This is a genomic window from Priestia sp. 10L35, assembly GCF_056395685.1.
Window position 1 is genome coordinate 178379 of sequence record NZ_JBFTKA010000004.1, and the last position, 21846, is coordinate 200224.

At 38.9% G+C, this 21846-nt stretch carries 22 protein-coding genes; 4 read left to right on the plus strand and 18 right to left on the minus strand.

Annotated elements, in window-relative coordinates:
* Positions 1 to 4: 4 nt before the first annotated feature.
* From bshA to AC1DEF_RS16530, 5 genes are read right to left on the minus strand one after another with little or no spacing between them, the layout of a single operon-like run.
* Positions 5 to 1132 carry an N-acetyl-alpha-D-glucosaminyl L-malate synthase BshA gene (gene bshA / locus AC1DEF_RS16510; RefSeq protein WP_097823980.1) on the minus strand — a complete coding sequence of 376 codons (1128 nt, stop codon included), beginning with the start codon at positions 1130 to 1132 and terminating at the stop codon, positions 5 to 7.
* On the minus strand, positions 1133 to 1843 hold the full coding sequence (bshB1, locus tag AC1DEF_RS16515; protein ID WP_097823981.1) for a bacillithiol biosynthesis deacetylase BshB1: 711 nt from the start codon (positions 1841 to 1843) through the stop codon (positions 1133 to 1135).
* 10 nt (positions 1844 to 1853) lie between these two features.
* Positions 1854 to 2252 (minus strand): methylglyoxal synthase, encoded by a 399-nt coding sequence (mgsA, locus tag AC1DEF_RS16520; RefSeq protein ID WP_013056092.1) that lies wholly within the window; start codon positions 2250 to 2252, stop codon positions 1854 to 1856.
* Positions 2253 to 2264: 12 nt separating this feature from the next.
* Positions 2265 to 3065 carry a 4-hydroxy-tetrahydrodipicolinate reductase gene (gene dapB / locus AC1DEF_RS16525; RefSeq protein WP_013056091.1) on the minus strand — a complete coding sequence of 267 codons (801 nt, stop codon included), beginning with the start codon at positions 3063 to 3065 and terminating at the stop codon, positions 2265 to 2267.
* 13 nt (positions 3066 to 3078) lie between these two features.
* Positions 3079 to 3408, minus strand: coding sequence for a nucleotide pyrophosphohydrolase (locus AC1DEF_RS16530; protein ID WP_013056090.1), 330 nt, complete (start codon positions 3406 to 3408; stop codon positions 3079 to 3081).
* A gap of 312 nt (positions 3409 to 3720) precedes the next feature.
* Here AC1DEF_RS16530 and AC1DEF_RS16535 point away from each other — a divergent pair, with 312 nt between their 5' ends.
* Positions 3721 to 4587, plus strand: coding sequence for a YitT family protein (locus tag AC1DEF_RS16535; protein WP_013082317.1), 867 nt, complete (start codon positions 3721 to 3723; stop codon positions 4585 to 4587).
* A gap of 28 nt (positions 4588 to 4615) precedes the next feature.
* Here AC1DEF_RS16535 and AC1DEF_RS16540 read toward each other — a convergent pair whose 3' ends face one another.
* The 4 genes from AC1DEF_RS16540 to AC1DEF_RS16555 all read right to left on the minus strand — a co-directional run bounded on the left by AC1DEF_RS16540 (position 4616) and on the right by AC1DEF_RS16555 (position 7845).
* On the minus strand, positions 4616 to 5293 hold the full coding sequence (locus AC1DEF_RS16540; protein ID WP_013056088.1) for a zinc metallopeptidase: 678 nt from the start codon (positions 5291 to 5293) through the stop codon (positions 4616 to 4618).
* Between the two features lie 64 nt (positions 5294 to 5357).
* Entirely contained in the window at positions 5358 to 6134 is a 777-nt protein-coding gene (locus tag AC1DEF_RS16545) for a sporulation protein YpjB (RefSeq protein WP_097823982.1), read from the minus strand.
* A gap of 84 nt (positions 6135 to 6218) precedes the next feature.
* Positions 6219 to 7235 carry a CAP domain-containing protein gene (locus AC1DEF_RS16550; protein ID WP_097823983.1) on the minus strand — a complete coding sequence of 339 codons (1017 nt, stop codon included), beginning with the start codon at positions 7233 to 7235 and terminating at the stop codon, positions 6219 to 6221.
* Between the two features lie 190 nt (positions 7236 to 7425).
* A complete protein-coding gene (locus tag AC1DEF_RS16555) occupies positions 7426 to 7845 on the minus strand; it encodes a CBS domain-containing protein (RefSeq protein ID WP_013056085.1) in 420 nt (139 codons plus the stop codon).
* A 185-nt stretch (positions 7846 to 8030) separates the two neighbouring features.
* Between AC1DEF_RS16555 and AC1DEF_RS16560 the strand changes: the two genes are divergently transcribed.
* On the plus strand, positions 8031 to 8390 hold the full coding sequence (locus AC1DEF_RS16560) for a YugN family protein (RefSeq protein ID WP_013056084.1): 360 nt from the start codon (positions 8031 to 8033) through the stop codon (positions 8388 to 8390).
* 36 nt (positions 8391 to 8426) lie between these two features.
* Here the strand turns inward: AC1DEF_RS16560 and ctaG are convergent, their stop codons facing one another.
* The 6 genes from ctaG to cyoE form a co-directional block, all read right to left on the minus strand.
* On the minus strand, positions 8427 to 9365 hold the full coding sequence (ctaG, locus tag AC1DEF_RS16565) for a cytochrome c oxidase assembly factor CtaG (protein WP_097824379.1): 939 nt from the start codon (positions 9363 to 9365) through the stop codon (positions 8427 to 8429).
* A gap of 57 nt (positions 9366 to 9422) precedes the next feature.
* Positions 9423 to 9755, minus strand: coding sequence for a cytochrome c oxidase subunit IVB (ctaF, locus tag AC1DEF_RS16570; RefSeq protein WP_013082313.1), 333 nt, complete (start codon positions 9753 to 9755; stop codon positions 9423 to 9425).
* Positions 9756 to 9759: 4 nt separating this feature from the next.
* Positions 9760 to 10380: a cytochrome c oxidase subunit III gene (gene ctaE, locus AC1DEF_RS16575; RefSeq protein WP_013056081.1), complete on the minus strand. Its 621-nt coding sequence runs from the start codon at positions 10378 to 10380 to the stop codon at positions 9760 to 9762.
* Complete coding sequence (gene ctaD, locus AC1DEF_RS16580; RefSeq protein ID WP_097823984.1) at positions 10380 to 12245, minus strand: cytochrome c oxidase subunit I; 1866 nt, start codon at positions 12243 to 12245, stop codon at positions 10380 to 10382. The genes ctaE and ctaD overlap by 1 nt, the downstream gene beginning before the upstream one ends.
* 34 nt (positions 12246 to 12279) lie before the next feature.
* A complete protein-coding gene (gene coxB, locus AC1DEF_RS16585; RefSeq protein ID WP_016763448.1) occupies positions 12280 to 13335 on the minus strand; it encodes a cytochrome c oxidase subunit II in 1056 nt (351 codons plus the stop codon).
* A gap of 137 nt (positions 13336 to 13472) precedes the next feature.
* Positions 13473 to 14411: a heme o synthase gene (gene cyoE, locus AC1DEF_RS16590; protein ID WP_043979525.1), complete on the minus strand. Its 939-nt coding sequence runs from the start codon at positions 14409 to 14411 to the stop codon at positions 13473 to 13475.
* 508 nt (positions 14412 to 14919) lie between these two features.
* Between cyoE and AC1DEF_RS16595 the strand changes: the two genes are divergently transcribed.
* Positions 14920 to 15822 (plus strand): COX15/CtaA family protein, encoded by a 903-nt coding sequence (locus tag AC1DEF_RS16595; protein ID WP_034653460.1) that lies wholly within the window; start codon positions 14920 to 14922, stop codon positions 15820 to 15822.
* Positions 15823 to 15861: 39 nt separating this feature from the next.
* Here the strand turns inward: AC1DEF_RS16595 and pyc are convergent, their stop codons facing one another.
* The 3 genes from pyc to AC1DEF_RS16610 all read right to left on the minus strand — a co-directional run bounded on the left by pyc (position 15862) and on the right by AC1DEF_RS16610 (position 21045).
* Entirely contained in the window at positions 15862 to 19311 is a 3450-nt protein-coding gene (gene pyc / locus AC1DEF_RS16600; protein WP_097823986.1) for a pyruvate carboxylase, read from the minus strand.
* A gap of 133 nt (positions 19312 to 19444) precedes the next feature.
* Complete coding sequence (locus AC1DEF_RS16605) at positions 19445 to 20635, minus strand: FtsW/RodA/SpoVE family cell cycle protein (RefSeq protein ID WP_477727446.1); 1191 nt, start codon at positions 20633 to 20635, stop codon at positions 19445 to 19447.
* A 143-nt stretch (positions 20636 to 20778) separates the two neighbouring features.
* Positions 20779 to 21045, minus strand: coding sequence for an Fpa/YlaN family protein (locus tag AC1DEF_RS16610; RefSeq protein WP_370506486.1), 267 nt, complete (start codon positions 21043 to 21045; stop codon positions 20779 to 20781).
* 281 nt (positions 21046 to 21326) lie between these two features.
* On the opposite strand from AC1DEF_RS16610, the gene AC1DEF_RS16615 reads away from it, so the two are divergent.
* Positions 21327 to 21827, plus strand: a complete 501-nt coding sequence (locus AC1DEF_RS16615; RefSeq protein WP_013082306.1) for a hypothetical protein — start codon at positions 21327 to 21329, stop codon at positions 21825 to 21827.
* Positions 21828 to 21846: the final 19 nt, after the last annotated feature.

Here is a 21846-nt window from a genome sequence, read left to right on the forward strand (position 1 = left end):
TTCTTCAACCCTGTAACAATTTATAATAAAGTTTTTCATATTGACTCACAATCTCTGTTGAATGAAATTTATGATTAACTGCGCTTAGAGACGCTTCCCTCATTTGGTGATGCAGCTGTTCATTTTGAAGTAGCTGAATTGCTTTGCTCGCTGCCTCTTCGACGTCTCCCACTTCGCAAATATATCCTGTTTTTTCGTGTTCAATTACTTCGGGAATTCCGCCTGTATTTGTTCCGATGCATGGAACACCACAGGCCATAGCTTCTAAAAGCACAAGCCCAAAGCTTTCTTTTTCAGATAATAACAGTTTTAAATCGCTAATCGAATATAGTTCTGCTACATTTTCTTGTTTCCCAAGAAATAACACAGAATCTTGAAGATTTAGCTCTCTTACTAATTGAGACACTACCGTCATTTCAGGGCCGTCTCCTACAAGGAGCAGCTTAGACTGAAGCTTTTTATTAATAATAGCAAATGTTTTGACTATATCTGTAACTCTTTTGACTTGACGAAAGTTTGAAATATGAATAACGACTTTTTCATTTTCTAATATGCCATACTCCGCTTTTAAATACTGCACTTCTTTTTTATGATAAACTCGTTCATCAATAAAATTATACATCGTTTCAATTTCTTTATCTGGACTAATCAAATGGTGAGTTTGATCAACAAGTGACTGAGATACAGCCGTCACTGCATCTGATTTCTCAATTCCAAATTTAATTAAATCTTTTAACGATGGATCCTCTCCTAGAACCGTAATGTCTGTCCCATGAAGAGTCGTCACAATTTTCACTTCGTGCTCCACCATTTGTTTAGCTAAAATCCCGCAAACGGCATGGGGGATTGCATAGTGCGTATGAATAATGTCAAGCTTTTCTCTTTTAGCCACTTCAGCCATTTTACTGGATAAAGCCAAATCATACGGAGGGTATTTAAAGACGGAGTACTGATTTACATCTACTTCGTGAAAATAAATATTTGGATATACTTTCGTCAATCTAAAAGGCATGCTAGAGGAAATAAAATGAATTTCGTGCCCTTTTTCAGCCAGCAGCTTCCCTAGCTCCGTTGCTACCACTCCTGAACCTCCAACGGAAGCATAACATGTAATACCAATTTTTAACTTCATTTATTTTCCACCTACTAAATCGTCGTACATCAAAATCGGTTTTTTAGATAAAAAACCTTCACCGTATGCTACCCCGACTTCTTTGCCAAATAATCGCTCTCTGCTCTCTACGGTTTCAATATATCCGTTTACCAGCGGCGTATCAAACGTATCTGCTGTTTTTATAAATTGACTTTCATAAGCCTCTAGACTAGCTACTTTCTTTTGAAACGTGCTTGATACATCTACGATAAAATCTGGCTTATGAAATCCATTTATCATATAGAAATAAAGAGACTCAGCACGATGAGCTTTTTGCTTTTTATAATCGATATAATTTTTAACGCCAGCGGAAAACATGGCCTCTTCTACAAGCTTTGCACAATTTCCATGATCAGGATGACGATCTTCAAAGTAAGGAGCAAATATAATCCTTGGTTGATACGTGCGAATGACTGATGCTATTTCAGCTATATACTCTGCCTTTAAAACCAAACCTCTGTCTGGCAAATGCAGATGAATTCGCTCATGAACACCTAAGACATCAGCAGCTTTGGCCGCTTCTTGTTTTCGAATTTCAACCGTTCCATTTGAAGAAAGTTCAGCTTGCGTCAAATCGCAAATAACTACCTTCAAATCTTGTTCACTCATTCTTGCAATGGTTCCACCCATGCCGATTTCTACATCATCGGCATGAGCACCAAAGGCAAGGATATCTATTGTTTCTTTCATTATCTTCACCCTATTTTTTTATAATTGAACGCCAATGCAAATCGCCTCGTTCAAGTCCATGAATTAAAATCTCTGCTGTTCCCATATTCGTTGCAAGAGGAACCGCATAGACGTCACATAGGCGCATCAGAGCTGAAATATCAGGTTCATGAGGCTGAGCTGTTAACGGATCGCGGAAAAAAATAACCATATCCATTTCATTTTGAGCAATTAAAGCTCCTATCTCCTGATCTCCTCCAAGCGGTCCTGACTGAAAGCGGTGAACCTTCAAACCTGTTGCTTCTGAAATACGCGTGCCTGTTGTTCCTGTTGCGAACAGCGAATGTTCCTGTAAAATCGCTTGATAGGCTGTTGTGAATTGGACCATATCATTTTTCTTTTTATCATGTGCAATTAAGGCGATTTTCATTTTTCTCGCTCCTTAGTCAATAATATTTTCTAATCCATATACAAGTGTGTCTACGTTCATAACTGTATCAACAGCTAGCTTCACACCTGACATAAAAGAAGCACGGTTGTATGAATCATGACGGATTTTTAATGTTTGTCCAAATCCTCCGAACATCACTTCTTGGTGAGCAATCAGCCCTGGCAGGCGTACGCTATGTAGGCGGATTCCTTCATAATCTGCACCGCGCGCCCCTTCTAGCAATTCTTTTTCCTCAGGATGACCCTGTTTTTTTGCTTCACGAACTTCACTGATAAGCTCCGCTGTTTTTAAGCCTGTTCCTGATGGTGCATCTAACTTTTGATCGTGATGCATTTCAATAATTTCAACATCATCAAAGTATTTAGCTGCCATTTGTGAAAACTTCATCATTAAAATAGCGCCAATCGCAAAATTAGGTGCAATGATACAGCCAAGTTCCTTCTCTTCAGCAAGCTGCTTTAATTCTTTTAAATCTTCTTCTGAAAAGCCAGTTGTTCCTACAACAGGTCTTACTCCATATGTTAGGGCTGTTTTAGTATGAACGCGCCCAATTTCAGGTGTTGTCAAGTCAACTAAAACATCTGCCTTAACGTCTTGAAAACATTTCTCAATATCCGTGTAGATTGGTGCTTGTACATTTGGCATTCCTTCAATATCACTTATGTATTTTCCTTCATTGATACGATCTACCGCTGCTACTAATTCAAAATGCTCTGTTTCTTCTATTAATAATACAGCTTCTTTTCCCATACGACCTCTTGGTCCTGCAAGTACAATTCGAATTTTGTCCATTCTTTTTCTCTCCTTAGTCTTCTTTTTTCGTCCAGCGATCTTTGTCACGCGTATTAAATTTATTCATAACGCGATCATGCGCTTCTTGTAAATCGATATTTAATGAATTTGCAAAGCAAATTAATACAAATAAAATGTCGCCCATTTCTTCTTCGACCGTACGTTCTGCTTCAGTCGTTTTCTTCGGCTTTTCACCATAATAGTGATTAATTTCGCGCGATAATTCGCCCACTTCTTCCGACATGCGCGCAAGCATAGCAAGAGGACTAAAATATCCTTCTTTAAATTGGCTAATATATGCATCAACTTCTTGCTGCATTTGCTCCATCGTTTTTTTTGACATCTTTTTATTTCACCTCTTTTAGAAGTACACTCAGCTTACTATTATAACATCTTTACTTCAAATTATTTAGTGTAATTACTTCTTCTTACCAAGCCTTTATCAGATGCTCTTTCACAATATTCCTCACGTTTCCCTTAATTCTCAAAAATCTGTCTATATTTTACGAATTGAGGATACTACTAATACATAGCACTAGAAGAAACATCATCACTTTTTACTATTTTCAAAAATCTTTTCGATAGTTATTTACGAAATGAAATATATTCCTTTATGATAAGGTAGTGCAAAAACGGTCATAGGAGGTTTGTAAGTATGAAAGGTCTCAGATTAAAAAATATTATTTTTATACTGCTTGGTGCTGCCATATTTGCGTTTGGACTTGTTAATTTTAACATGCAAAACAATTTAGCTGAAGGTGGATTCACAGGCATTACCCTGCTTTTATTTTTCTTATTTAACATTGATCCCTCTTATTCTAACTTAGTGTTAAATATTCCTTTGTTTTTTGTAGGGTGGAAACTATTAGGGAGAACAGCATTTATTTATACCATGCTCGGAGTCGTTAGCTTATCGCTATTTTTATGGATATTCCAGCGCTTCCCAGTGAATATGCCCCTGCGTCATGATATGACTCTAGCAGCTCTTTTTGCCGGTGTTTTTATTGGAGTGGGTCTTGGCATTATTTTCAGGTTTGGAGGAACAACAGGAGGAGTCGATATCATCGCACGTGTTGTTCAAAAATATATCGGGTGGAATATGGGGAAAACGATGTTTCTTTTTGACTTTATTGTGATTAGTGCGTCTCTCATTTATTTATCTTACCGAGAAGCTATGTACACACTTGTTGCAGTCTTTGTCGCTGCACGGGTTATTGACTTTATGCAAGACGGCGCGTATGCCGCAAAAGGAGCAACGATCATTTCAAATCATAACGAAGCCATATCGGATAAAATTATGAAAGAAATGGATCGAGGCGTGACGATTTTAAAAGGACAAGGTTCTTTTTCTAAGCAAGATACCAACGTGCTATACTGTGTGGTTAGTAAAAATGAAATTTTCCGTTTAAAGCAAGTTATTACTTCTGTAGATCCACACGCATTCGTTGCAGTTACGGATGTTCATGATGTCTTAGGCGAAGGATTTACCCTTGATGAAAATAAAAAACCGCTTGAAAGATAAAAAAAATACCGCATTAGCGGTATTTTTTTTAGTCGTCGTTATTCATTCCTGTATAAATCATGATTAAACGAACCAACTCAAGAACTGCTACTGCTGCAGCTGCTACGTATGTTAAAGCCGCTGCGTTAAGCACTTTACGCGTCTCGCGCTCTTCGTCATTTCGAATCGCTCCGACTGAGACTATTTGCGTCATCGCTCGGCTTGAAGCATTAAATTCAACAGGCAGTGTTACAACTTGGAATACGACCGCTGCTGCCATGAAAATAATACCTAACAATAGCAACGGCTTAATCGACGCAATAATTCCAATCATAATTAGAATCCAAGAAGCGTTTGATCCAAGGCTTGCCACCGGCACAAGGGAATGGCGAAGACGTAAAAACGAATAGTTTTCTTTGTCTTGAATCGCGTGGCCCACTTCGTGAGCCGCAACGGCAGCGCCCGCGACAGACGTTCCGTAATAGTTGTCTTCTGATAAACGAATTACTTTTGAACGAGGATCGTAGTGATCCGATAAAAATCCGCCTACAGGCTCTACGTGAACGTTGTACAACCCGTTTTCATCCAAAATTTTTCTTGCCACTTCTGCGCCTGTCATTCCTGATGAGTTGCTTACTTGTGAATATTTTTTGTAAGCACTTCTCACCTTAAACTGTGCCCAAATTGGCACAAGGATAATAATGAGAAAATAAATCAAAAAGCTCATTTACCCACACCTTTCATTATGTGTTTGACTACTCTTTTATTTTAGACAATTCTGCGCTTTTACGTCAATCATTACGCCCTCTAGCTGACTTTCTTTTCTGGTCAGCAAAATATTTTCGCGCTCCTACATAAAAAAGTGTAGCAATAATAATACTTCCGGTGGTAATTGTAACCCAAATAAAAGACGGGTCTGTACGATTTTCTTTTACTTGTTCAAAAAAATCTTTTAAGTTTTGTTCCATTTGGTTAAACTGCTCATCGTTAATCTCACTTAGCGTTCCTTCAGTTTGTAAAAAGTGAACGTCCGCGCTCACACGCTGTACGTAGGGAGACGACACGTCTACCTGCGCGCTCGGTAAGATCATATCATATTCCTTCAAAAATTGCTTAAGCTGCGCTTCATAAGCCGATTGTTCTCCTTTTACCGCTTCATTTCGCATGTCTTTAAATGTTGCTAGCATACTGCCTTCGAGCTCAGTCCACATAGGCTGATGCTTGCTGTGCAGCGCATCGACTAACAATCGAAATTGAGTAGCTTTTTGAAGACGTTCTTCATCACTGGAATCAGAAGATAAAAGAGACCTTTCTACCTGTTCATAACAAAGAGTTAAAATACGTATATCTTCGGCCGATACGCCCAAAGAAGCTGTATTGAGACTGGTAAATTCATTCGAAAAGTTTCTGAACAAATGTTGGGCTGCTTTATACTCCTTTTGCTCTACAAGCGATAGCGTTTGATCAGATAAGTTATCAAGCTTTTCCCACTGCCCTTCAGCTGCATGTACAGTAGTAGTATATGCAAAGAAAAGTACGAGCAATATTCCTACTATTCTTCCTTTCATTCTCGTCCCTCCTCTAACCTCTACTAAAACTTATGAGAAAGAGGACAAGAGTAGACCTATTTTCAAAAGGAAGTTTTAATCTTACTATTCATTCATCGGAGTGATAAAGTTTTGCGTGTAATATTTCTCATATACACCTACACCAAGACGCGTAAACTCTTTATTGAGTAAAGCCTTACGATGTCCCTCACTATTAAGCCACCCTTCAACCGCAGCGATTCCATCCTGATAATTCGAGGCAATATTTTCGCCCGCGATACGGTATACTACATCACCTTTTTGCAGACGGTTGCCTAAATCACCTTGTGCTGGTGAAACGTGAGAGAAATAGTTTAAGTCGCTCATTTCTTTGCTGTGTAAATAAGCTACTCCGGCAGTGGCTTCGTCCCAAGCTAAAGGTGACAGCTGAAACCGGTCTCGAATTACATTTGTAATATCGATAATTTGCTGCTCTTCTCCTTCTTGGACACTTTTCCACTCCTCCGGTGTCAATGACGGAGCTGTGGGAAGTTCGCCGCGATAAACAATTTCGTACGGACGCTGTTTTAATAGCGTCTCCATGTCCATAATTCGAATACTTGAGATTGTATTAAGGAACTGATCAAAATATAGTTGGACGTATACATCTCCATATTTAATAATGGGACGCATTTTCATATCCTCTTCACTCAGGCGAAATCGGTATTCATTTCCGTCTTTTTGAAGCGTGAGTTCGGATGAAAGTGAAACTCTTTTTTCTACTTCCTCTCGCTTCTCACCAATCTCAAAAGGATCTGTATTTGTTTTTGAGCCAATGACGTATACAGATACGACTTGATTATTTTCTACTCCTACCTGCGCATACGTTTGACGATTCTTTTTGTAAATCCACCAGTCATAGCCATATGCAGAAGAATCAATACGATCCGGCTCTCCAAGCATTCCAATTAACTGTTCTGAATGATCTCCAATGAGCCTCATCATATTTTCACTTTGTTTTTCATAAGAAGCCACTTCTTGTGTGGGCTGACTTTTGGAATCCGTTTGGTTTTGCTCAATATTTTGACCCGTTAGATATTTTTCTAGCTGAGGTAAATAATCCTCCGCGTATACAAATGCCACTATTAATACGAGAATAAAAATAACTTTTTTCAGCTTTTCTTCCTCTCCTTACACCTGTTTTCTTTACCTGTTTAACTTATTTTTATCTCTATTATACATGCATTCAAAAAAAAATAGCTATCGGTATGAAGGAAACAAAAGAAAAAGCCAACTATTTACGAATATACTGCAAACAGTTGGCTTTCGCTTTTTAATGCGTTTGTTGTGAAATGTCTGAGAGCGCTTCTCCTGCACGTTCATTTGCATAGCGAAACGTTGATAAATCACCTAGCGATACAATCCCTACTAGCTTTTGATTTTCCACAACGGGAAGACGACGGATTTGATGTTGAGCCATAAGCTTAGAAGCTTCTTCTACAGAGGCTTCCGCTGTAATAGTTATAAGCTCTTCACTCATAACATCCGTTACTTTACTTGAATTTGGCTTCTTTTCTGCAATGCCTTTGATAACTAAGTCTCGATCTGTAATCATTCCTACTAGCTGATCTCTATCGACAATTGGAATTGCTCCTACATTCCATTCCTTCATTTTCACTGCTACTTCATATACGTTATCAAGCGTGGTGCATGTTTCCGTATCAGCTGTCATTACCTCTTGTACAGTTTTCATTGTTTTATCCTCCTTTACATCATGTGTTCGTTTTATAGTGTGACCAACTTTTTAGTAAACTTTCGTATTTAAAACGTTTAAATAAAAATAGATAACGTTTACATTTTTCCTTATTAGATATTGCAAGTTTTATCCATTCGGCTTATGATTTAGTTGAGGTATATCTGTTTTGGGAGGGAGTTCATATGAAATTTGAATATGCAAAATTTGATTCATTAAAGGTTGATTTAGATTTATTAGATGAGATTATGCATCAATTTGGTCTGGTCCGCGCCGGACAATGGGATTATGAACGCGTCACGTACGATCGAAAATTCGAGTTTCAGCGAGATACCTTCTATTTGCGAGTGCAAGGACATGCTATTTCAGGCGACGTAGGGGGCAGGCATGCTGTTATTCATCTTATGACACCTCTACTAGGCAAACATTATTATCCTCACGGTGTAGAATATGGTGACGGCGAATACTTTCCGCCATCCCTTGTAGAACAGTGTGAAAAGATATTAACACAAATCAAATCACAGCTTGAAACCGTTCAGCTATAGAATTGGAAAAAGCGCAGTAATCACACTGCGCTTTTTTTAATTCAAAGGAGGAGTAGACGGAAATTCCTTTGGTTTTATATCTTGAGGCTCAGTAAAATCGGGCATGTACGTATCTTTCTCTCGTTCTTTTCGAGCCCACTGAAAAAAAATAAAGCCTAAAACCGTTCCATACACAATTTCTTGAATGATCTTCATAATAACGCCGCCTAGCTGCTGATCTTCCACAGGCGGCAGCGTATTAAACATCTCGGGAGCAAGCTGCCCTAAACTTGCAATCATAGAAGGCGGTACACAAAGGGAAAGAGCTTGTACCCAAGCGCTTGAGTCTGTATACGTCGCATATAAAGAATGATTTGCAAAAATAATCAGCGCGCACGCTGGAGTAAGGAGTACGCCATCTGCAAAAATGTATCCAAGCTTTTTTAAAGAACTTAGCGTCTGTTCTTCTTCTAGCTGATTAACGAGTGGCCACCACATGCAAAATGCAGCGATAAATAATACAACACTCACGATTCCGTGGAGCATCATATCCGTTTTAATAAAATCAAAAAGCAGCGGAATATGATACAAAGAGAATAACCCATTGAATAACAGTAGCGCAATTAAGGGCTGTGTAAAGAATTTAAAAATAGGTTTAACCCCTCTTACATAAATAACGGAACGAGCTAACCACGCCGGAATTCCTAAAATAAAAAGCGGAGGAATCACCAAGTAAACGATTGCCATTTGCGTCATATGAGCACTAAACATAAAATGCCCTAGTAAATCTACAGGTCCTCCTTTACATATATATAAAAGAACCATGCTGATAACAAAATACGCTTTTGTTTTTCTGTTTACGGCCACCGCTCCTATAAAATTCCCTCTCCATCTACCAACGATGAAAAAATATAAGACGGTCACCAGACAAATGGTTAAAAAATAGTAAGGACTCCAAAGTGCTTCAAAACCAAACATCTGCAAATTGTTAATCAACATCTATTCCTCCTTCTACAGATGATGAAAAGGACTGGCGCATGCCAGCCCTTTTCTTTACCACCAAATAATGGTTACAAAAGCTAAAATGGTTAAAAGAGCTACCAATACGCCTGAATACAAGAAAAATGCTGGTATGGTATGTCCTTTGTGGTTCATATGCATGAAATAATAAAGTTGAAAGATGACTTGAACAACGGCCAAGAGCACAATCACCGGCATAATGTACCATCCGCTAAACTCTTGATAAACCGCAAAAAAAGCAATTAGCGTTAGAAACAACATCATCCCAAAAGAGATAACTTGCATCTTCATATCTTCTGCGTTTCTTTTTTTACGATAATCTAAATTGAGCCTTGGGTTATCTGAGTTTGATTGATTTGTCGTCATCAGCTTATCCCACCATTCCCATTAAATATACAACCGTGAAAATAAAGACCCACACAACATCGATAAAGTGCCAGTATAAACTTGCGACATAATATTTAGGAGCGTTATATAAGTTTAACCCCCGCTTTGCATTTCGAATCATCAAAGAACCAATCCAAAGCAATCCGAACGTTACGTGAGCTCCGTGGGTCCCAACCAGCGCGTAGAAAGAAGAACCGAATGCGCTGCTTGTAAACGTATGCCCTTCATGAACATAATGCCTGAACTCATAAATTTCTAGCCCTAAAAACGCTAAACCTAAAAGCCACGTAACGCCTAACCATAGCTGCATCTTTTTAAATTCAAAATTTTTCATATGATACATAGCATATACGCTTGTTAGTGAACTTGTTAATAAAATCATGGTGGCTGCAAAAACAAGCTTAATATCAAACAATTCTTCTGGCTTAGGTCCTGACATCGTTGAATTACGTAAAGCTAAATAAGTAGCAAAAAGTGAAGCAAACAAAACCGTCTCTCCGCCTAAAAAGAGCCAAAAGCCAGTAAATTTATTTTTCCCTTCAAGCGTTGCTTTTTCAGGCGAAGCAGGGAAAGTTTCAGCAGTTAGCTTTTGTTCAGTCTCCATTACATCTTCGCCTCCTTGTCATCATCAACTAAGTCTTCTTTGTGAATATGAAAGCCGTGATCATCAATCCATGAACGGAAGAACATCGATAAAAACATGACGATCATTCCGATAATCCCTACAATATCTCCCCACGCATGATCATTTCGATACAAAAAGCCAATCCCTGCAATAAACATTCCAAGCGATATCATAAATGGAATAAACGACGAGTTTGGCATATGAATATCACCAAGAGGTTCGGCTGGCGTCATTTCTTTATTTCCTGCCATTTTTTCAATCCAATATGCATCTAACCCGCGTACAAGCGGCGTTTGTTTAAAGTTATACTCTGGAGGCGGAGATGAAATAGCCCATTCTAATGTGCGTCCGTCTCCCCAAGGGTCTCCTCCTACCCTTTGTCCTTTGGCAGTTGTTTTTATAATATTAACCAGTAAAATGAGCGTAGCAACCGCCATGAAAGCAGCTCCTGATGAACTGATTGCATTCCCAAGGTCGAGACCTTGATTAGGCAAGAACGTCCATACGCGGCGAGGCATCCCCATTAGGCCTAAGAAATGCTGGATAAAGAACGTTAAGTGAAAACCAATCAAAAAGAGCCAGAACGTTGCTTTGCTTAACTTTTCATCTAACATCTTCCCAAACATTTTTGGCCACCAGTATGTGACACCTGCTAATATAGCATATACGACACCGCCTACGATAACGTAATGGAAGTGAGCAACGATAAAATAAGAATCTTGAAATTGATAATCTGCAGGTGCTACAGCTGCCATAACTCCTGTTACTCCACCGATAACAAATGATGGAATAAAAGCGACAGCATACAGCATTGGAGACGTAAACTCAATACTTCCTCCCCAAAGCGTAAACAGCCAGTTAAAAATTTTAATTCCAGTTGGAACAGCGATAGCCATCGTAGCGACAGCAAAAATGGCATTTGCAATTGGACCAAGTCCGGTTGTAAACATGTGGTGAGCCCACACCATGAACCCTAAAAATCCGATTAATACGGTAGCAAAAACCATCGACGAGTACCCGAATAATCTCTTTCTTGAAAAAGTAGGTAAAATTTCAGAGAAAACACCAAACGCTGGAAGAATTAAAATATATACTTCCGGATGACCGAATATCCAGAAAAGATGTTCCCAGATAATGGTGTTCCCACCCATTGTGGCGTCAAAAAAGTTTCCCCCGAATAAGCGATCAAAAATCATTAAGAACAATCCAACCGTTAGCGCTGGAAACGCAAACAAAATAAGAGCTGATGCAACAAACGTCGTCCACGTAAACAGCGGCATACGCATATAAGTCATACCTGGCGCCCTCATGTTAATGATTGTCACGAGAAAGTTGATACCTGAAATCAATGTCCCGGCTCCGGAAATCTGCAAACCTATCGCATAAAAATCAATTCCGTGACCAGGTGATGCAATAGACAGCGAAGCATATGATGTCCACCCTGCATCAGGTGCTCCTCCTAAAAACCAGCTTAGATTTAAAAAGAGTCCCCCAAAGGCAAACAACCAAAAACCTAACAAATTTAAAAATGGAAATGCTACATCTCGAGCTCCAATTTGCAGCGGAACAACTGCATTCATCATGGCAAAAAGAAGCGGCATTGCGGCTAAGAAAATCATTGTTGTTCCATGCATTGTTAAAATTTCATTATACGTTCCTGCACTAACAAAGTCATTGCTTGGTATAGCCAGCTGAATACGTATAAATAGCGCTTCCACTCCTCCGACTAGAAAAAAGATACCGCCGGCGATTAAATAAAGAATGGCGATTTTCTTATGGTCAACGGTTGTCATAAAGTCCCAAATTGTTCCACCTACACCCTTCTTTTGACTGAGTGTACTCATCGCTAAACCTCCCCTTTTAAAAACGACTGGACGTTTATTTTTCTTTTAAACTCATTAAATAGTCTGCTAGCTCATTCACTTGTTCATCTGTTAAGTCAGGATATGTACCACTCATCTTATTACCCGGCTTAACTTTTTCAGGGTCTTTTAACCATTTTTTGATATTTTCCTTGTTGTGAGGAAGCACCCCAGCTACACGCTCACGTTCAGAAAAACCGGCTAAGTTTGGTGCTTGACGAGCTTGCTCTGGACGATTGTCTTTGACGTCAACAGCATGACATCCGATACAGCTTTCATTAAAGACCTCTTGACCAGCTTTTGCGGATGCTGTTTCTACATCAGGCTTTGCCTTTTTCAAATCTTTTGCCCACGTATCAAATTCATCGCTTGATACAGCCCGTACTTTAAAGTCCATAAGAGAATGAGATGGACCGCAAAGCTCAGCACATTTTCCGTAGAAAACCCCGTTAGCTTCCTTCGATTTCTTAGAATCAAACACTAGCCAGAATTTATTATCATTTTCTGTGTTAGCATCGAGCTTTCCTCCAACTGAAGGAATCCAGAATGAGTGCTTGACGTCAGAAGCTTTAATGTTAAAGTAGACTTTTTTATCCGTTGGAACAACTAGATCTTGCGATGTAATAATTTTTTGATTAGGATACTCAAATTCCCACCAGTACAAGTTAGCGCGCACATTTACTACGACAGCATCTTTGTCCTTCATTCCTTTTACATCCGCTAGCTTAAATGTTGAGATAACCGTTGGAACAGTCAAAATAATCAGCAGCAAGATAGGAATCACTGTCCATATAATTTCTAACTTTCTGCTTCCCTCTACTTGCTTTGGAATCACATTTTCTTCGCCTTTACGACGACGAAAGCGCAGAATAACAAATATAAAGATAATGGTGACAACAATAATAACTAAAACCATGATGGCTGTACTAAGCAGCATAAGCGAATATTGTTCTTCAGCTACCTCACCTGCAGGCTTAAGTGTCGACAAAAACGGTTTTCCACAGGCCGATAACACGAATGCAAGCAGCGTAAATAACGACAAAACACGAAAGTTCAATCGCCATTTTTTCATACCATTCCCCAACCTCTCTTTCATTGACGTGATTTCATCTATGCCCTCTTGAGCATAAAACTTATTCCTTCTATAATGAATTCTACATGTAGAAGAAATCCCCCTTGTGCAGTGTCGCATTCAGTGAAAGATTTTATCTAGGCAAAAAGCGTTGCGACAATCATTGAGACAAATAAAATAGTTAAATAGTTTAGTGAGTAGACAAACATCATGCTAGCCCACTTTGTGTCTTCTTGTTTATTGTATTGAGCAAATCCTAAAAATAGCCATCCTATGTTTAAAACAGTGGCCAAAATTAGAAATGGAGTGCCTAATTGGTATAAATAAAGAGGTAATGGCAACAAACAAGCAATCCAAATGAGAATCTGTCGTTTTGTCAGCTCAAACCCGTGTACAACAGGCAACATAGGGATTCCCGCTGCCCGGTATTCTTCACATCTTCGCATAGCAAGAGCTAGAAAATGAGGGGGCTGCCAAATAAACATGATTAAAAATAATACCCAAGCCACTACATGTAAATTGGGATCGATAGCGGCCCATCCAATTAAAGGCGGGACAGCTCCTGATATACTTCCGATTACTGTATTAATTGTGTATAGTCTTTTGGACCACATGGTGTAAAGAACTACATATGTAAGTATTCCTGCTAATCCAATGAGAGCGGCTACTGAAGAAACAACTAGTAGCATAAGCAAGCCGGTTAACGTAAAACCGATTCCAATCCCAAGGACCGTCAAAGGTGTAAAACTCCCTGTCACTGTAGGTCGTCCCTTTGTTCGTTCCATTAGAGGGTCAATGTCACGATCTATGTAATTGTTCAAACTGCATGAACCGGCGATGATAAGTGAAGAACCTATTAAAGTAAAAAATGCTTTATCCAGGTTTTCTAAGAAGTGTTGTTCGTTGAAGAAAAGAGCTAGCCAAAAACCAGTAAAGGTGGTGATGAAATTCGAGTTGACTATTCCAATTTTAATCGTAGCTAAAAAATCTGACCAAACGGAACTATTTTCGCTTACATGAGCTGTGTTAGGCGATGCAGAAAGCGTTGAATCTTCCACCATTTTTGAATCTTCCATGGCGCTTCCTCCTTTACTCATCCACAGACTTTTATCTATCTAGTAAATAAAGAGTCTATAAATGAAGGCGTTTTCAACATATTTTTACAAAAATCTCCTCTTTGTTCACAAAGAAGTCATATTCCTCTCACCAAAGCTACTTAAAAGCTTCACATGTAAACGGTAAAATAGTAGAGAAATATCTATTTCTCATGTTTATTAAACCATATTTTGCCGTTACTTTGTGAAGAATTCATGAAAAAAATATGGATTTTTTTTGTCATGAGCTAAATGCATGTCCCTGTCACTTGTTAAAAGATATTTGTGCAAGTAAAATAGTTTTCTGTACGGTACCTTTTACATATCTGCAGAGTCAAACTCATGAATAAACCTTACACTTTCTACCATTATAACAAATTCAACCAAGTTTATGGAGAATAAATGAAATTTATGTTTAATATACAAAAAGATTAGGATAAATTGTTTAGCTCGTTATATTACTTACTTTGCTTTTAGGATGGTGATTATTGTGCGACTTGGATTAAAATTTTTATCCGTTGTGACGAGCATGGCCATGTTACTTATTCTGCTTGGCGGTGCCCTTGTCACGAAAACTGGTTCAGCAGACGGGTGCGGAGATTCTTGGCCTCTGTGTAATGGACAGCTCATTCCTGACCCTTTAACATTTGAAACCGTTGTTGAATTAAGCCACCGCTTAGTTTCTGGCGTGTCGGGCTTTCTTGTGCTCGCTTTATGCGTATGGGCATGGATTTCACTAGGGCATATAAAAGAAGTTAGACCTTTAGCGTTTATCTCTTTTTTCTTCCTAGTACTGCAAGCATTAATTGGGGCCGCTGCCGTTATGTGGGGACAATCAGATGCAGTGCTTGCTCTTCATTTTGGTATTTCTCTTATTTCGTTTGCTTCTGTGCTGCTGTTAACACTTATTATCTTTGAAGTGGATCAAAAGCTCGACGCAACTAATATGCAGCTAGGCTCTAAAATGAAAAAACATATTTACGGGGTTATCTTGTACACATATGCCGTTGTGTACACGGGCGCGCTTGTTCGCCATAAAGAAGCTAGCTTAGCTTGTCCAGACGTTCCATTTTGTTCAAACGGAAACGGTTGGCTGCCTGTTGATTTGAATCAGTGGATTCAAATGGGACATCGATTCGCTGCTGTTTTAACGTTTGTATGGATTTTAGCCGCCTTTATCCATGCAGTTAAATATTATCGCCATCAAAAAAATATTTTTTACGGATGGTTAGCTGCTCTCATTCTAGTTACTTTTCAGGCGGTTTCCGGTATGCTTGTTGTTGTCACACGTCTGCAGCTAGAGCTCGCGCTTGCTCATTCTTTAATTATCTCTTTCCTATTCGGTGTATTAAGCTATTTAACCTTACTTGCAACGCGTCATACACATAATTGATCAAAAAAGGTACGAGCTCTGAGCTCGTACCTTTTTTGATCAGCTTTCTAATTCAATTAATAAATCTCCCGGCTGAATGCCATCTCCACTCGACACGTGTACTTGTTTAATCACGCCGTCAAATGGTGCTTGCACGGTTGTTTCCATTTTCATTGCTTCTGTGATCATTAAGTGATCACCTTTTGAGACTTTATCGCCTTTTTCTACTACTACTCGAATAACGGTTCCAGGCATTGAAGCGCCGATGTGGGCCGGATTTGCTTGATCGGCTTTTTGTTTTGCCGTAACGGTTGTTTTAACACTTTCGTCTTTAATCACGACTTCACGAGGCTGACCGTTCAATTCAAAGTATACTGCTCGCGTACCGTCTGCCTGCGGTTCTCCAATGGATACAAGGCGAACAATTAAGGTTTTTCCTTTTTCAATCTCAATTTCAACCTCTTCTCCTAAACGCATGCCGTATAGGAAAGTCGGGGTATCAAGAACAGAAATGTCCCCGTATTGTTCGACTGCTTTGTGATAATCCATAAATACTTTTGGATACAGCGCATAAGCAATGGCATCAAAACTCGTTACTTGACGATTTAAGTCTTTAAACAGCTTTTCTTTCACTGCATCAAAGTCCACATCTTCTAACAGTTCTCCAGGACGAACTGTAATAGGTTTTCTGCCTTTTAGAATGATGCGCTGAAGCTCTTTAGGGAATCCCCCGTGAGGCTGTCCTAAATACCCTTCAAACAATTCAATAACTGAATCCGGGAAGTCAAGCGTTTCACCGCGCTCAAACAGCGTTTCTTCTGTCAAGTTGTTTTGAACCATAAACAATGCCATATCTCCAACTACTTTTGATGATGGCGTAACTTTTACAATATCACCAAATAACAAATTCACGCGTGAATACATATCTTTTACTTCATCCCAGCGGTTTCCTAAACCAACTGCTTTTGCTTGTTGCTGTAAGTTGCTATATTGACCGCCTGGCATTTCATGCACATATACTTCTGTATGAGGAGCGTTCATGCCGCTTTCGAAGTCTTGGTAATATTTTCGCACGTCTTCCCAATAGTAAGAAAGCTCTTCTAGATTTTTAATATCTAGATTTGGTCTGCGGTCCGCACCTTCTAATGCGTAATAAAGAGAGTTAGCACTTGGCTGAGACGTTAAGCCTGCCATTGAGCTTACGGCTACGTCTACAATGTCTACACCTGCTTCAATTGCTTTTGCATACGTGTATACACCGTTTCCGCTTGTATCATGCGTATGAAGGTGGATTGGAATATCAACCGTTTCTTTTAGAGCCGATACTAAATCATAAGCTGCCTGTGGTTTTAAAAGACCCGCCATATCTTTAATGCCCAGGATATGTGCTCCAGACTGCTCAAGCTCTTTTGCTAAGTTCTTGTAGTAATCCAAATCATACTTACGGCGCGTCGGATCTAAAATATCACCTGTATAACACATTGCTGCTTCTGCAATCTTTCCTGTTTGACGAACGGAGTCAATTGCAAGAGTCATTCCTTGCACCCAGTTTAAGCTGTCAAAGATACGGAAAACATCAATACCTGCATAAGCTGATTTTTCAACAAATTCTTTAATTACATTATCAGGATAGTTTTTATATCCAACCGCATTTGACGCGCGAAGAAGCATTTGGAAAAGAACGTTTGGCGCTTGTTGACGTAAAGTAAGCAAGCGATCCCACGGATCTTCTTTTAAGAATCGATAAGCGACATCAAACGTTGCTCCCCCCCACATTTCCATAGAAAATAAATCTGGAAGCAAGCGTGCAGTTGGGTTAGCTACTTGTTTTAAGTCGTTTGTACGAATACGCGTTGCTAAAAGAGACTGATGGCCATCACGGAAGGTTGTATCCGTTAATAGCACTTCCTTGCGTTCTTTCACCCAATTTACTAGCCCTTCAGCGCCTTTTTCATCTAAAATCTGCTTTGTTCCGTTTTGAATTGGTTTGCTTATATCCACACTAGGAACGCGCGGTTTTGTAAAGATTGGCTTTTTCTTTTCCGATACACCTGGGAATCCGTTTACCGTAACATTCCCAATGTATGTAAGCATTTTAGTTCCGCGGTCTTTTCGCTTCGGGAAAACAAAAAGTTCAGGCGTTGTATCAATAAATGATGTATCATAAGCACCTGTTAAGAACTTATCATGCTTCACTACATTTTCAAGGAACGGAATATTGGTTTTAATTCCACGAATACGAAATTCTTTTAAGTTCCGTACCATTTTTGATGCGGCTTGATCGAATGTTAATGCCCATGTTGTTACTTTTACTAACAGTGAATCATAATAAGGCGTAATTACAGCACCTTGGAAACTGTTTCCCGTATCTAAACGTACGCCAAAACCGCCACCAGAACGATAAGCCATAATCTTACCCGTATCCGGCATAAAATTGTTTAACGGATCTTCTGTCGTTACACGAGATTGAATCGCATATCCATGTACGTGAATTTGATCTTGTACAGGAATGGATACTTCCTTGCTGTGAAGCGCGTAGCCGTCTGCAATTAAAATTTGGGATTGAACGATATCAATACCTGTAATCATTTCAGTAATTGTGTGCTCTACTTGAACACGTGGATTTACTTCAATAAAATAAAAATCGTTTCCTGATACTAAAAATTCTACTGTACCAGCATTTATGTACTGCACTTTTTCCATCAGCTGCACAGCTGCTTCACAAATGCGGAGACGTAAGTCTTCATCTATAGAAACACTTGGTGCTACTTCTACTACTTTTTGATGACGACGCTGCACAGAGCAGTCGCGTTCATAAAGATGCACAACATTTCCTTGTTCATCACCTAAAATTTGCACTTCAATATGTTTTGGATTTTCAACTAGTTTCTCGACATACACTTCATCATTACCAAAAGCAGCTTTTGCTTCTGATTTAGCACGGTCATAAGATTCGTTCAGGCTGTCTGCATCGCGAACGATACGCATGCCTCGACCGCCTCCGCCCAAAGCAGCTTTGATCATTAGAGGATATCCATGCTGATTAGCAAATTCTTTTGCTTCCTCAATTGAATCAATAGGACCATCCGTACCAGGAATAACGGGAATATCTGCTTGAATAGCCTGATGACGTGCTTTTACTTTATCCCCAAACATATCAAGATGCTTGGATTTTGGACCAATAAAAATAATGCCTTCTTCTTCGCAACGTTTCGCAAATTGGATATTTTCTGACAAAAAACCATAGCCAGGGTGAATAGCATCTACATCATGAGACTTAGCAATGTCGATGATGCCTTCTATATCTAAATAAGCATCAATCGGTTTTTTCTCCGCTCCTACTAAGTAGGCTTCATCCGCTTTGTAACGGTGATAAGAACCTGCGTCTTCCTTAGAATAAATTGCAACAGTCCGAATATTCAGTTCAGTACATGCTCGAAATACACGAATCGCAATTTCTCCTCGGTTTGCTACTAATACTTTTTTGATTTTTTTAGTTACAAAACTCATGTTGCTAATCTCCTCTCAATTTCGTATAAACTTCAATATATAGCAAAATTGGATAAAAGAAAAGCAAAAATCAATGGAAAATGATAAAATCCCAATAAATTTTTGCTTTTTTTACACAATTTTTTCACGAAAATCAATCGCTTGTTGTTGATGTATTGTTCGGATGTAGCACAATATTTTCCGTATTTTTCTGTTTTTTATTTTGATAATTTACGAAAAACGAAACATTTACAATAATTCCCATAGATACCATCAGTGTTAGCAGCGAAGACCCTCCATAACTGATAAACGGAAGCGTGACGCCGGTAATCGGAATGAGTCCCGTAAGTCCTCCAAGGTTAATGCCTGTTTGAATACCTATCATACTGGCTACTCCAATACAAATCATGCTAGCAAACGGATCCTGAGATTTTTTAGCCAGCATTAAAATCCTGAAAATTAAGAAGCCTAAAAGGCCCAGCACGAGCATAACTCCAAAGAACCCTAATTCTTCTGCAATAATAGCCATAATGAAATCGGTATGGGGCTCCGGAAGATAACCATACTTTTGTACACTTTCTCCTAAACCAAGGCCTTTTAAGCCTCCTGTACCTATTGCTAAATATGAATTAACCAGCTGATAACCGGTTCCTTGAGCATTGGTAAACGGATCTGATGCACCGGTAAAACGGCCAATTCGATTGGCAGTAAACTGACCTGTAAAAAAACCAATCGTAATAATTACCGTAAGCAAAATGATACCTAGTGCTAGCATGCGGAAAAAGGTTTTTTTAGAGATTCCCGAACATAGCATAATGGTAACAGCAATAGCAAAAATAATTGATCCCGTTCCAAGGTCAGGCTGAATAGCTACAAAGCCTAATATTAGAAATACAAGACCCATAGGTCCAAAAAAAGCTTTTTTGATGTTGTCAATATACTCTTGCCTTTTAGACAAAACATACGATAAGTATAAAATGACAACGAGCTTGGCATACTCAGCCGGCTGCATGTTTGCCCCGCCAAGCTGCAGCCAACTTTGCGCATTGTTACTCGTATGTCCCATTACAAACACAAGCAAAAGCAGTACAAAAATGCCTAGAATCGCATAAGGCAGTATTTTAGGATACAGCTTGTAAGGTGTTAGCATTGTTAAAATGAATAATACAAGCGTAAAAGCAAGCCACATTTTTTGTCTGTTGTAAAAGAAATCGCTTGACGTATGATATCTTGTAATACTTACAATCATACTTGAACTGTAAACCATAACTAGTCCAACCGCACAAAGAAGCAGCACTGGAATTACAATTGAATAGTCAAAATGCCTAAATATTTTTTTTACCATAACCCTCTTCCTTTAAAAATGACGTGTTTCTGTTTCGTTTCATTTTTTATGTACAAATTTGAGTAAATTAGGAAATTTCAACCACCTGTAATAAAAAACTCAAACTACGTTTGTATATAGTTTGAGTTTCGATCGCGTGATTTTTATTTTTTTGTAAACGCTTCATGCAGTGCAGAAAGTTCACGCTCGAGGCGGTCTAGCAATGTTTTTCCAACACGTTCATCAATTAAACCAAGACGAACTGCAAAATCAATTTCTCTTGATAAACCAAACATTTGTGTATCTAAAACCTCTTCATAAAGAGGACATTGTGGCATTGTTAAGTTATCCATTTGAACTTGAATTAATTGCAAAATCTTATCTGCATCAGCTTTTAACAACGCATACGCTTTTTCACGATGATCTATCATTGTCTCAGGCGTCAAACTCAATCCCTCCGTTCGCGAGCGATTACCTAATCTATCTCTCAATTTTAAAGGCTATGCTCCAAAAAAGCAAGGATAAACATGTCCGTGAGGCTGGCCGTCTTTTTTATACTGTTACTTTCTCAAAACCGTTACCATAGATGTAGGAAATTTCGCACTTTCGTTGACCTTTACATTATATCATACGAGAATCACTCTCAACTAAATTTTTTCATCAAAGTGACAAATAAGTAGAAAGCGCTTATACTTTTAGCAAGGGGGCATTTATGATGAATTCAATTATTATGTTAAAAGGAAAAGTAAAATATACGCTGACACTCGACCCAAGCGTGTGGATTTTCGATGACCGCAAGCTCGATATGGAGGTTTTCTTTGAACATCCACCGGAGCAAAAAGACGAAACAGAAGCGTACACAAAGGCTGTTTCGAAGCATTGGGACCGTGAAATTCAAGAGGGAGCCGTCTTTCCTCCTACGTTAAAAACTGAAAAGAAATTCAAAAAACAGGAGCTAGTAAATGGAACATTCGGCATTTTATTTGCACCTTTTCTAGCTAACGCTTCACCTACTGAAGAAGCTACCAACGTTTCATTTAAAACAAAAGACGCACTGATTTCTTTTTCATTAGAAGAAGCACAAAAACTGATCTTTGGTTTCAGCCAAGATGGAAAGCCTCTTAGAGAAGATGGGCCTATCTATGTCTATTTACCTGACGGATCCAACCGAAATAACCCTATTAAATATGTGGAAGAAATCATCGTTACATAACAAAAAAAGCGGGGTTCCA

Excerpts from the sequence above, each read along its gene's own strand:
- bshA (WP_097823980.1), bottom strand. The coding sequence starts at position 1,132 with ATGAAGTTAAAAATTGGTATTACATGTTATGCTTCCGTTGGAGGTTCA.
- bshB1 (WP_097823981.1), bottom strand. The coding sequence starts at position 1,843 with ATGAAAGAAACAATAGATATCCTTGCCTTTGGTGCTCATGCCGATGAT.
- mgsA (WP_013056092.1), bottom strand. The coding sequence starts at position 2,252 with ATGAAAATCGCCTTAATTGCACATGATAAAAAGAAAAATGATATGGTC.
- dapB (WP_013056091.1), bottom strand. The coding sequence starts at position 3,065 with ATGGACAAAATTCGAATTGTACTTGCAGGACCAAGAGGTCGTATGGGA.
- AC1DEF_RS16530 (WP_013056090.1), bottom strand. The coding sequence starts at position 3,408 with ATGTCAAAAAAAACGATGGAGCAAATGCAGCAAGAAGTTGATGCATAT.
- AC1DEF_RS16535 (WP_013082317.1), top strand. The coding sequence starts at position 3,721 with ATGAAAGGTCTCAGATTAAAAAATATTATTTTTATACTGCTTGGTGCT.
- AC1DEF_RS16540 (WP_013056088.1), bottom strand. The coding sequence starts at position 5,293 with ATGAGCTTTTTGATTTATTTTCTCATTATTATCCTTGTGCCAATTTGG.
- AC1DEF_RS16545 (WP_097823982.1), bottom strand. The coding sequence starts at position 6,134 with ATGAAAGGAAGAATAGTAGGAATATTGCTCGTACTTTTCTTTGCATAT.
- AC1DEF_RS16555 (WP_013056085.1), bottom strand. The coding sequence starts at position 7,845 with ATGAAAACTGTACAAGAGGTAATGACAGCTGATACGGAAACATGCACC.
- AC1DEF_RS16560 (WP_013056084.1), top strand. The coding sequence starts at position 8,031 with ATGAAATTTGAATATGCAAAATTTGATTCATTAAAGGTTGATTTAGAT.
- ctaF (WP_013082313.1), bottom strand. The coding sequence starts at position 9,755 with ATGACGACAAATCAATCAAACTCAGATAACCCAAGGCTCAATTTAGAT.
- ctaE (WP_013056081.1), bottom strand. The coding sequence starts at position 10,380 with ATGGAGACTGAACAAAAGCTAACTGCTGAAACTTTCCCTGCTTCGCCT.
- ctaD (WP_097823984.1), bottom strand. The coding sequence starts at position 12,245 with ATGAGTACACTCAGTCAAAAGAAGGGTGTAGGTGGAACAATTTGGGAC.
- coxB (WP_016763448.1), bottom strand. The coding sequence starts at position 13,335 with ATGAAAAAATGGCGATTGAACTTTCGTGTTTTGTCGTTATTTACGCTG.
- cyoE (WP_043979525.1), bottom strand. The coding sequence starts at position 14,411 with ATGGAAGATTCAAAAATGGTGGAAGATTCAACGCTTTCTGCATCGCCT.
- pyc (WP_097823986.1), bottom strand. The coding sequence starts at position 19,311 with ATGAGTTTTGTAACTAAAAAAATCAAAAAAGTATTAGTAGCAAACCGA.
- AC1DEF_RS16605 (WP_477727446.1), bottom strand. The coding sequence starts at position 20,635 with ATGGTAAAAAAAATATTTAGGCATTTTGACTATTCAATTGTAATTCCA.
- AC1DEF_RS16610 (WP_370506486.1), bottom strand. The coding sequence starts at position 21,045 with ATGATAGATCATCGTGAAAAAGCGTATGCGTTGTTAAAAGCTGATGCA.
- AC1DEF_RS16615 (WP_013082306.1), top strand. The coding sequence starts at position 21,327 with ATGATGAATTCAATTATTATGTTAAAAGGAAAAGTAAAATATACGCTG.